General features: G+C 67.1%; 9 protein-coding genes. 4 read left to right on the top strand and 5 right to left on the bottom strand.

The window, feature by feature from the left end; genetic code table 11:
* Positions 1-58 precede the first annotated feature (58 nt).
* From ACSQ23_RS14390 to ACSQ23_RS14380, 3 genes are read left to right on the top strand one after another with little or no spacing between them, the layout of a single operon-like run.
* On the top strand, positions 59-1,804 hold the full coding sequence (locus ACSQ23_RS14390; RefSeq protein WP_436091033.1) for a type I secretion system permease/ATPase: 1,746 nt from the start codon (positions 59-61) through the stop codon (positions 1,802-1,804).
* Positions 1,794-3,107 (top strand): HlyD family type I secretion periplasmic adaptor subunit, encoded by a 1,314-nt coding sequence (locus tag ACSQ23_RS14385; RefSeq protein WP_436091032.1) that lies wholly within the window; start codon positions 1,794-1,796, stop codon positions 3,105-3,107. The genes ACSQ23_RS14390 and ACSQ23_RS14385 overlap by 11 nt, the downstream gene beginning before the upstream one ends.
* 24 nt (positions 3,108-3,131) lie before the next feature.
* Positions 3,132-3,596 (top strand): hypothetical protein, encoded by a 465-nt coding sequence (locus ACSQ23_RS14380; protein ID WP_436091031.1) that lies wholly within the window; start codon positions 3,132-3,134, stop codon positions 3,594-3,596.
* A gap of 127 nt (positions 3,597-3,723) precedes the next feature.
* On the opposite strand, the gene ACSQ23_RS14375 is transcribed toward ACSQ23_RS14380, so the two are convergent.
* The gene (locus tag ACSQ23_RS14375) at positions 3,724-4,875 is read right to left on the bottom strand and encodes an ester cyclase (protein WP_055879205.1); all 1,152 of its coding nucleotides are present in this window, start codon (positions 4,873-4,875) and stop codon (positions 3,724-3,726) included.
* Complete coding sequence (locus tag ACSQ23_RS14370; RefSeq protein ID WP_055879204.1) at positions 4,872-5,612, bottom strand: alpha/beta fold hydrolase; 741 nt, start codon at positions 5,610-5,612, stop codon at positions 4,872-4,874. The genes ACSQ23_RS14375 and ACSQ23_RS14370 overlap by 4 nt, the downstream gene beginning before the upstream one ends.
* A 264-nt stretch (positions 5,613-5,876) precedes the next feature.
* On the opposite strand from ACSQ23_RS14370, the gene hisD reads away from it, so the two are divergent.
* Positions 5,877-7,163, top strand: a complete 1,287-nt coding sequence (gene hisD, locus ACSQ23_RS14365; protein ID WP_055879201.1) for a histidinol dehydrogenase — start codon at positions 5,877-5,879, stop codon at positions 7,161-7,163.
* Between the two features lie 72 nt (positions 7,164-7,235).
* Here the strand turns inward: hisD and ACSQ23_RS14360 are convergent, their stop codons facing one another.
* From ACSQ23_RS14360 to ACSQ23_RS14350, 3 genes are all read right to left on the bottom strand, one after another.
* On the bottom strand, positions 7,236-7,586 hold the full coding sequence (locus ACSQ23_RS14360) for an endonuclease domain-containing protein (RefSeq protein WP_244488439.1): 351 nt from the start codon (positions 7,584-7,586) through the stop codon (positions 7,236-7,238).
* A 94-nt stretch (positions 7,587-7,680) separates the two neighbouring features.
* Positions 7,681-8,382, bottom strand: coding sequence for an RraA family protein (locus ACSQ23_RS14355; protein ID WP_055879196.1), 702 nt, complete (start codon positions 8,380-8,382; stop codon positions 7,681-7,683).
* Positions 8,383-8,428: 46 nt separating this feature from the next.
* Entirely contained in the window at positions 8,429-9,469 is a 1,041-nt protein-coding gene (locus tag ACSQ23_RS14350; protein ID WP_055879193.1) for a cupin domain-containing protein, read from the bottom strand.
* Between the last annotated feature and the right edge of the window lie 5 nt (positions 9,470-9,474).

Raw genomic sequence — 9,474 nt, 5'->3', positions numbered from 1 at the left:
TTGTTCTGATCGCCGATTGGGGGCTTAGTTGGTAGTGCGTACGAATGGGCAGGGCGCGATGCCCACACTCCTCGGGCTGGCGGCGAAAGCTGCCGGCCCCATTGCTGCTTTCACGCTGGTGAGTCTGCTCTCCAATCTCATCATGCTGGTCGGCTCGATCTTCATGCTGCAGGTTTACGACCGGGTGTTGCCCAGCCGGTCGCTGCCGACGCTGTGGGCGTTGGCGCTGCTGGTGGTCGGCATGTACGGGGTCTATGCCATCGTCGAGGTGGTGCGGACGCGGATGGCGGCGCGCTTCTCCGCGTTGGTCGATGCGACCGTTGCGCCATTAGCGTTCCAGGCTGGGATCCGGGCGAAGCTCCTGAGCCAGACCGGGCCGCAGGCCGATCCGGTGCGCGATGTCGATTCGGTGCGGCAGTTCCTCGCCGGACCCGGGCCGATGTCGCTGTTCGATCTGCCGTGGCTACCGGTCTATGTGGCAGCGATCTTCCTGCTGCATCCGCTGCTCGGCTGGGTGACGGTGGGCGGCGCGGTGGTCATGACGCTGCTGCTGGTCGCCAACGAGCTGCTGTCGCAGCGGCCTTCGAAGGACGTGGCGGTGGCCACCGCCCGGCGCCAGACGCAGTTCGACGATGCGCGCTCCAGCGCCGAGTCGGTGGCGGCGATGGGGCTGATGCCGGCCATTGTCGCGCGCTGGAAGGGCGCCAGCGCCGAGCTCAACCAGGCGCAAAGGCGGGCCGGCGACAGCAGCGGCCTCTATTCGGCACTCACCAAGTCGTTCCGCTTCCTGCTGCAATCGGCGGTGCTGGCGGCGGGCGCCTATCTGGTCATTCGCAACGAAGCCACCGGCGGGGTGATGATCGCTGCCTCGATCATTTCGTCGCGGGCGCTGGCGCCGATCGAACAGATCACCGGCCAGTGGCGGGCCTTCGTCGCGGCGCGGCAGGCCTGGCGTCGCCTCGCCAGTGCGCTCTCTGCCACCCAGACCCGGCAGCCGGAGGTGACGCTGCCGGCGCCATCGCACAGCCTCAGCGTCCAGCAGCTCGCCGCGGGGCCGAGCCGCCAGGCGGTCATCGTGCAGGGCGTGACATTCGAGCTCCAGGCCGGTGAGGCCGTGGGCATCCTGGGGCCATCGGGCTCCGGCAAATCCACCGTGGCCCGTGCGCTGGTGGGCGCCTGGCCGGTGTTGCAGGGCGAGATCCGCCTCGATGGGTCCGAACTCAGCCATTTCGATGCCGATAGGCTGGGCCGGCATGTCGGCTACCTGTCGCAGCACGTCGAACTGTTCGCCGGCACCGTCGCCGAGAACATCTCGCGCTTCCAGCCCGACGCCGACGAGCAGGCGCTGTTCGCCGCGGCGACGGCGGCGCAGGTGCACGAGCTGATCGCCTCGCTGCCCAAGGGTTATGAAACGCTGATCGGCGAGCGCGGCGCCGCGCTCTCGTCGGGCCAGCGCCAGCGGATCGGGCTGGCACGGGCGCTCTATGGCAATCCGTTCCTCATCGTCCTCGACGAGCCGAACTCCAATCTCGATCCCGAGGGCGACCAGGCCCTGACCGAAGCGATCAAGGCGGCCAAGGCGCGCGGCGCCATCGTCGCCATCGTGGCGCATCGTCCGAGCGCCATTCTCGCCGCCGACAAGGTGCTGTTCATGCGCGGCGGGCGGCAGCAGGCTTTCGGGCCCAAGGACGAAATCCTCGCCCGGATCGCGCAGCCGCCGGCGGCGACGAAGCCCGCGGCGGTAACGCAACCTGCTCCGGCGACCAAGCAAAGAAGCATAGCCGTGGTGCCCAATGTCCAGTGATAGCGCCGAGGCCCAGGCCAGCAGCAGCCTCAAACGGCATTCGGCGTTCGCCGTCGGGCTGACCGTCGCGGTGGTTGGCGGGCTCGGCCTCTGGGCCTCGCTGACCGAGATTGCCGGGGCGGTGGTGGCGAGTGGCACGGTGGTGGTCGAAGGCGGGGCCAAGCGGGTGCAGCATCAGGAGGGCGGCATTGTTGCCGAGATCCTGGTCGAGAACGATGAGCTGGTCGAACAGGGCCAGTTGCTGCTGCGGCTCGATGGCACCTCGGTCGAGGCCTCGCTGGCCGTGGTTGAGGCGCAGCTCGATGACATGCTGGCGCGGCGTTCGCGGCTGGTGGCGGAAGGCAGCAATGCTGCTCAGATGCAGCATCCATCGGCTCCCGGCTGGACCCCCGGCCAGGGTTTCGAGGCTGTCTACGCCGAGCAGGGGCGGCTGAGACAGTCGCGGGCGCTGTCGCTGGAAGGCCAGCAGGCCGGGCTCGAGGAGCAGGGCGAGCAGCTGATGCAGCAGATCGCTGGCCTTGGGGCGCAGCGGGCCGCGCTCAGCACGCAGCTCGAGGTGCTCGAGGAAGAGTGGCGCGGCCTCAACGAGCTGCTCGATGACGGGCTGACCAATGTCGGCCGCACCAATGCCAACAAGACCCAGCGCGCCGGCATCGCCGGCGAGATCGGGCGGATCGATACCGATATCGCGGCCGCGAGAGCCTCGATCGCCGAGCGCGAGATCGCCCACGCGCAGCTGCGCGACGCGTTCCAGGCCCAGGTGCTTGAGGAACTGCAGCAGGTCAATGTCAGCATCGCCGAGCTGCTGCAGCAAAAGATTGCCGCCGAGGATCGGCTGCAGCGGCTGGAGCTTCGCGCGCCGCAGCCGGGCATGATCCACGAGTCGAAGGTGCAGACGGTGGGCGGCGTGGTTTCTGCCGGCGAGACGCTGATGCTGATCGTGCCGGCCAATCCCGACATCGTGGTCGATGCCCGGGTCAGCCCGATGGATGTCGACAAGGTGGCGGAACGGCAGGAGGTGGTGCTGCACCTCTCGAGCCTCGATGCCCGCACTACGCCGGAGCTGATGGCCTCGGTCCGCGCCATTTCACCGGCCACCTCGGTCGACCCGACCACCGGTGCGTCCTTCTACACGGTGCGGATCTCGGTCGGGAGCGAGCAGTTGGCGCTGTTGCCGGCAGGAACGCGGTTGGTCCCGGGCATGCCTGCCGACGCCTTCATCGAGACCGGCAACCGGACGGTGCTCAGCTACCTGATGAAGCCTTTGCTCGATCAGGTGATGCACACGTTCCGCGAGGATTGACGGGGCGCGGGACCCACCTATCTGATGCCCTCCGACAGCCAGGACATTCGCCCAAAAGTGCGCCATCCGTTGCGAATTCAGCCACTTGCTCCAACCTACGCTGCATATGGTGCGGTGCTGGAACTGCTTGCCGGCTATGCCCCATTTGCCGGCTTCCGTCTTGACCAGGCCAGCGCGATCGTCAGGGCGCAACTGAAGAGCGGGAACCACATCGCGGTATTTGCAGCCGACGACCAGTTGGTCGGCTACCTGGGGTGGATCCACACCAGCCCCGCAGCGGCGGAACGCTGGGTCAAGGATCTAGGCGAGCTGGAGACTGTTCCAAACGGCGAGGCGCTGGCCATCACGGTCGTCGTCAGCACCACGCCGGCTGCTACCGAGATGATGACTCGTCGATGCCGGGAGCTGCATCGGGGCTATCGAGGCTACTTCATACGCACCTATGGCGACGGCCGGGAGTCGACGAAGCGGTCGGTGCTCAGTCGGTAGGCGTTCGTCCCAGCGCGGGATAGTGCTGTCGTATCGCTGAGCACCTGAAGTCCGTTGTTTCTGGAACTGTGCTTTGCCCCGGTGCGAGGGGCGCTGACGCCCTCGCACCCAGCTCTATCCCAATGCCTTACGCGGCCGCAGGGGCGTCGGTCAGCTGGGCCAGCTTCACCTGGGTCAACAGGCTCAGCTCGTCATAGACGGTCCACTCGTCGACGATCTTGCCGTTCTTGTAGTGGTAGTGGGTCATGCCCATCACCTGGACGCGCTTGCCGGTCGGGTGCTCGCCGAGGCTTTCGAGGATGCCGTAGCCGAGGTGGTGGCCCTCGATGATCCAGCGCACGGCGACCTTGGTGCCGCCCTCTTCGCTGGGCACCGAGCAGATATATTGCGGCATATAGGCGGCGTCGGGCAGCGAGCCGACCAGTCCCAGATGCTGATGGATCACCGCGGCGACACCGTAGAGCTCCTTCATGTTGGGGCCGTGATACTGCACGGTCGGGGCATAGATCTCGCTGATCTTGCCGAACATGCGCTTGTTGAACACCTCGTGGGTCCAGCGCAGCGTCTCGGCCTCGAGGTCGTTGTTGGCGATCGAGGTGTCGGCCTCGGTCTCGGGCGGATACTGGCCGAGCAGGCGCCGGTTCTCGCCGATATCGAGGTTGGTCTGGCCGCGGTCGAGTGCCGCCTTGGCGAAGCGCAGCGCGAAGGCATCGAGGTCGAGCCCGAGCTGGCGGATGATCGCCGCGGTGTCCGCCACCACCCACTCGCGGTAGATCTTGTTCCTCAGGATCATGCAGTCGGCGATGGTCCGCGATACGAACGGCCGGCCGGTGGGCTGGCCGAGATGGCCGAACTGCGTGTGGCGGCCCGAGCCGGTGACGAGGTGCGAGGTGTAGAACCCGTCCTTGTCGTTGCCGTTCCAGATCACCTGCGTGGCCATGCCGCGGCGCTCGGGGAAGCTGACCAGCCGCTGGATGGTGTCGCGCACCACGTCCTCGCGGTTGTAGATCGTTCCCATAGTGCCGTAGAGCACGCAGTTATGGGTGTAGTGGGTGTAGATCAGCCCGATATCACGCTCGTCCCAGATCTTGTGGGTGCAGCGCACGATGTAATCGACGATGTCGGTATAGACCTCGTCGAAGCCGTCGAGCGACTGGCTGCGGGGCCGGTCGGTCGGCGTCAGCTCGGGATAATCGCGCCGCTCCACCTGCAGCACCTGCTCCTTGGGGGTGTCGATGCGGGCAATGCGGGCGGTCTTGGCCTTGTCGTCGTCGCTCATGAGAACTCCTTGGAGGCGATGCTGTTCGGTTGGGCGGGAGCGGCCAGCCATTCGGCCAGCAGCTGCGCGGTGATTTCCGGTTGATCGAGGGTCAGGTAGTGGCCGGCGCGGTCGACAATGGCGAGGCGGGCGCCGGCAATGCCGTCGGCGATTTCGCGGCTGAGTTCGGGCGGGCAGACGCGATCCTCCGCGCCACAGGCGACGAGCGCCGGCACGGAGATGGCGGTGAGGCCCGGTCGCCGGTCGTCCCGATTGATCGATATTTCAATCTGCTCCTCGAAGGTGGTGAGGAGGGTGCTGGTGGCCATGGCCTCGAGCTCGGCGCGGAGCCCCGCGTCGTCACGCCGCCAGGCCGGCACCGAGTTGTCCCAGACGTCGGCAATGTGACCGGCCGTGCCCTCCTGCGCTGCCTTCGCCACGGCGGCGCGGCGAGCGGCGGCGCGTTCGGCCGGCATGGCGCGGGCGTTGCAGCCGAGGAGCGCGACCCGCTCGACCCGATCCGGCGCCTGGGCCACCACCTCGAGCCCGACAATGGCGCCGAGCGAGAACCCGAGCAGGGCAAAGCGGGGCGGCGCCAGTTCGAGCACGCGCCGCGCCATCTGTGGGGCGCTCAGTTCGCCCGCCATCTCGACCGTGTAACGCTGGCGGCCGAGCGCCGAGGTGGCCGCGGCGAACACCCGCTCGTCGCAGAGCGTTCCAGGCAACATCAGCAGGGGAGCGCCAGCTGTCGTCAGCATCCGGGCATCCTAACGCCAAACCCGCGAGGGCGCTGCGGCAACCTCGGGTCGCGGTGAATCTCGGAACTCTGGCGCATCGCCGTCGGCATCTGTTCTTCCGGGTCGGGGGAGCCGATAGCGAGGCCTACGAAAGGCCGATCGGCGTCCGCGAAGAAAACACTGGCAAATACTGCATACGTATGCAAGAGGTTTCTGCGTCGGGCCGACAAGGCTCGAAACACCTGCGAAACCACGCTTTCACCTTCAACCGGAGGCCGCTTCCTCATGTCCGATTCAACCCGCGCGCCCTCGGGCATCAGCTACGTCAAGGCACCGTCCCGCAATCAGGTGAGCGACAACGCTCCGGTCGAGGCGTTGGTCACCGAGATCATCAGCAATGTGCGCGAGCGCGGCGACGCGGCGGTGCGCGACTACAGCCAGAAGTTCGACAAGGCCGATGTCGCGGTGTTCGAGGTGACGGCGGCCGAGCGCGAGGCGGCGCTGGCCGAACTCGACCCGCAGACCCGGGCCGATACCGAATTCGCCATCGCCAATGTGCGCCGCTTCGCCGAGGCGCAGCTCGCAACCATCCTGCCGCTCGAGATCGAGACGCTGCCCGGGGTGCACCTCGGCCACCGCGTCATCCCGATCGAGCGGGTCGGCTGCTACGTGCCGGGCGGCCGCTATCCGCTGCTGTCCGCGCCGATCATGACCATCGTGCCGGCCAAGGTCGCCGGCGTCGATGAGGTGATCGCCTGCCTGCCGCCCAATGCTCACAAGGCAATGATCGCCGGCTGCCACCTCTCGGGCGCCGACCGTATCTTCCGGATCGGCGGGGCGCAGGCAATTGCCGCCATGGCCTATGGCACCGAGAGCGTGCCGGCGGTCAACAAGATCGTCGGGCCCGGCAATGCCTTCGTCAACGAGGCCAAGCGCCAGGTGTTCGGCCCGGTCGGCATCGACCAGCTCGCCGGCCCCTCGGAGATCTTCATTGTCGCCGACGCGACGGGGGACGCCGAAATGATCGCCACCGACATGCTGGCACAGGCCGAGCACGATGTGCGCACCCGCGTCGGGCTGATCACCATCGACCGGGCCCTGGCCGAGGCGACGCTCAAGCAGGTTGAACGCCAGCTCGAGACGCTGTCGACCGCGCCGGTGGCCGGGGTGGCGTGGAAGGACTATGGCGAGATCGTCGTCTGTGACGATGAAGCAGCGCTGATCGCCTATTCCGATTATGTCGCCGCCGAGCACCTGCAGGTGCACACCGCCGACCCACAGGCGATGGCCAACAAGCTCCGTAACTACGGCTCGCTGTTCATCGGGCAGTTGGCCAGCGTCGTCTACTCCGACAAATGCGTCGGCACCAACCATACGCTGCCCACTATGGGGGCAGGGCGCTATACCGGTGGGCTATGGGTGGGCGCCTATGTGAAGATCGCCACCCACCAGTGGCTCGACGAGCGCGGGGTGAAGGCGGTCGCGCCGCCGGCCGCCCGCCAGAGCGCCAGCGAGACACTCGAGGGGCACAGGCGCGCGGCGCAGCTGCGGCTAGATCGGATGCAGGGGTAGGGGACTTCTGAGTTTTGCGCCGAGGCGGACAGTCGGCGAACCTCTCCCGCTTGCGGGGGAGGGGGACCGCCGTCAGGCGGTGGAGGGGGGTGCCCCACGCGCGATAGTTGCCAGCACCACCGCCGGCCTTGCGCCGATCTCGTCAACGGTAAAACGGATCACTCTGATCCCTTCTTTCGCCAACCACGCGGTTCGTCGCTGGTCGCGTTCAGTTCGCTCCTGGTGCATCGGGCCATCGACTTCGACGCAAAGCTTGGCCGCAGCGCAATAGAAGTCGAGAATGTAGGGGCCGATCGGGTGCTGGCGGCGAAAGTATAGTCCGAGCTCCTTGCGCCGGAGCAGAAACCATAGGGTCTTTTCCGACGGCGTCATGACGCGCCGCATGTCCTTCGCCCGCTCGCGAATGAAGTCTGGTGCCCGCAAGATCAGCTCCGCGCGTGGCGCTCCCCCCTCCACCACGCTAAAGCGTGGTCCCCCTCCCCCGCAAGCGGGAGAGGTTCGCCGACTGCGGAGCTCGTCACTTAATCCCGTCCGCCTCCAGCCAAGCCGCCCGCAGCTTTTCCACCGTAAACCCCGGGGCTCTGGCCGCGCGCAGGATCGGCTGCTCCTTCCGAACCACAATGTCGATGGCGGCCGGCATCTTCTCGATATGCTGGGCCGGGATCACCACGGCGCCGTGCCGGTCGGCGTGGATCAGGTCGTCCGGCTTAACCGCCATACCGAACACCGTCACCGGCACGTCGAGCTCGGTGACGTGGACGAAGGCGTGGCTGGGGCCGACCGAGCCGGCGATCACCTGGTAGCCGGGGTCGAGCATGCCGAGATCGCGCAGCACGCCGTTGGTCAGCGTCCCGGCGAGCCCCAGACCCTTGTGCTGGGCCACCTGCATCTCGCCCCAGAAGCCGCCGATGCAGTGCGGCCAGTCGGTATCCTCGATCACCACGACGTTCGGGCCGGCGCCGGCCGAGACGTATTCGTAATAGGCCATGCGCAGGGCCCGGATTTCGGCAGCCGGCTTCTGGGCCGGCGACGAGGCGCGGATCTTTGCGGTGCGGGCAAAGCCGACGACCGGCGGCAGGCTGGGGTCGGCCGAGACCGTCGGGCTTTTGGTGAAGCCCTCGGCGGTGCGGCCACCCATCACATGTTCCAGCGCATTGCAGACGGTGGGGGTGTCGTTGCGGCGCAGCACCGCGAGCGTTTCGGCTGAAATGGCCGGCATCAGGTTCTCCCGGGAGTGAAGGGCGGGCGCGCGGCCCGCCTGGTGCTTATTCCGCTGCGACGCGGCCTTCGGCGAACACCGGAGCGGCAGGGGCGGCGGCGCCACGGATGACGAAGGCGATGGCGTCGGCCGAAGCCGGGTTGCGATAGCCGTGCATGAGGCCGATCGGCACAGTCAGCGTGTCGCCGGCGCCGAGGATCAGCTTGCCGCCATCCCAGTTGAACTCGAGCGTGCCGGATTGGACGAAGATCACTTCCTGTTCCGAGCGCGCATGCGCGGGAATCGTCGCGCCGGTTTCAAGCTTCAGCCGGCGCAGGGCGAAATCGTGTTGCCAGTGGCCGATGATCGGCCCTGCCGCAAAACCGTCGCCAGCATCGACGTCGCCGATCAGCGCGTCTTCCTCGACGCCCGGGCCTGACAGCGGCGAGTTGGGATTGGCTCGCATGTCGGCAGCCTTCACCGCATATTTCGCAAGCTCGGACATCGGCGGCGTCGCCAACTCCTTGAGCTTCTGCGCGTCAGGCGGCTGTTCCATTTCGGCGCCCTCGGGCACCTTCTCGCCCAGCGTCGTATCGATCAGTTTGCCGCCCTTCAGCAGCTTCAGCCCGAAATCCTCGGCCATCTTGAACACCGACGGGGCCCAGACCACCTTGCCCGGATCGTCGTGGCCGAGCACCACGAACAGAAAGCCAGTGCCTTCATCGCGCTTTTCGAAGCCGCGGAACATGTGGGTGGGCACCGTCGCCACGTCACCGGGCTCGACGTCGATATAGCCCTCGTCCTTGTTGGCGCCGAAGACGAAGCGCCACTTGCCGGTGTGTACCACGAAGGTCTCGGCAGTGAGGTGGCTATGCTGGCTGTTGGTGCAGCCGAAGGGCTGGCGCGCCGCGCCGATGTTGAAGCCATGCGCCTCTGGGATATGCACCACCTGCGCCGGGTTCTCCGAGACGCCCGGACCGATGATGGTGAAATTCTCCTTCCGATCCGAGCCCGGGGTGCGGGCGTCGATGAAGGCGTTCTTCAGGCCCTTGAGATCGGCATAGCGGACGAGGCGCTTCTCCATCGCCTCCAGGGTCCAGTCGCTCATTGGAA

Source organism: Devosia sp. LjRoot16 (assembly GCF_964252795.1).
GTDB lineage: Bacteria > Pseudomonadota > Alphaproteobacteria > Rhizobiales > Devosiaceae > Devosia_A.
This window is presented reverse-complemented; position numbering and strand designations above follow the sequence as displayed.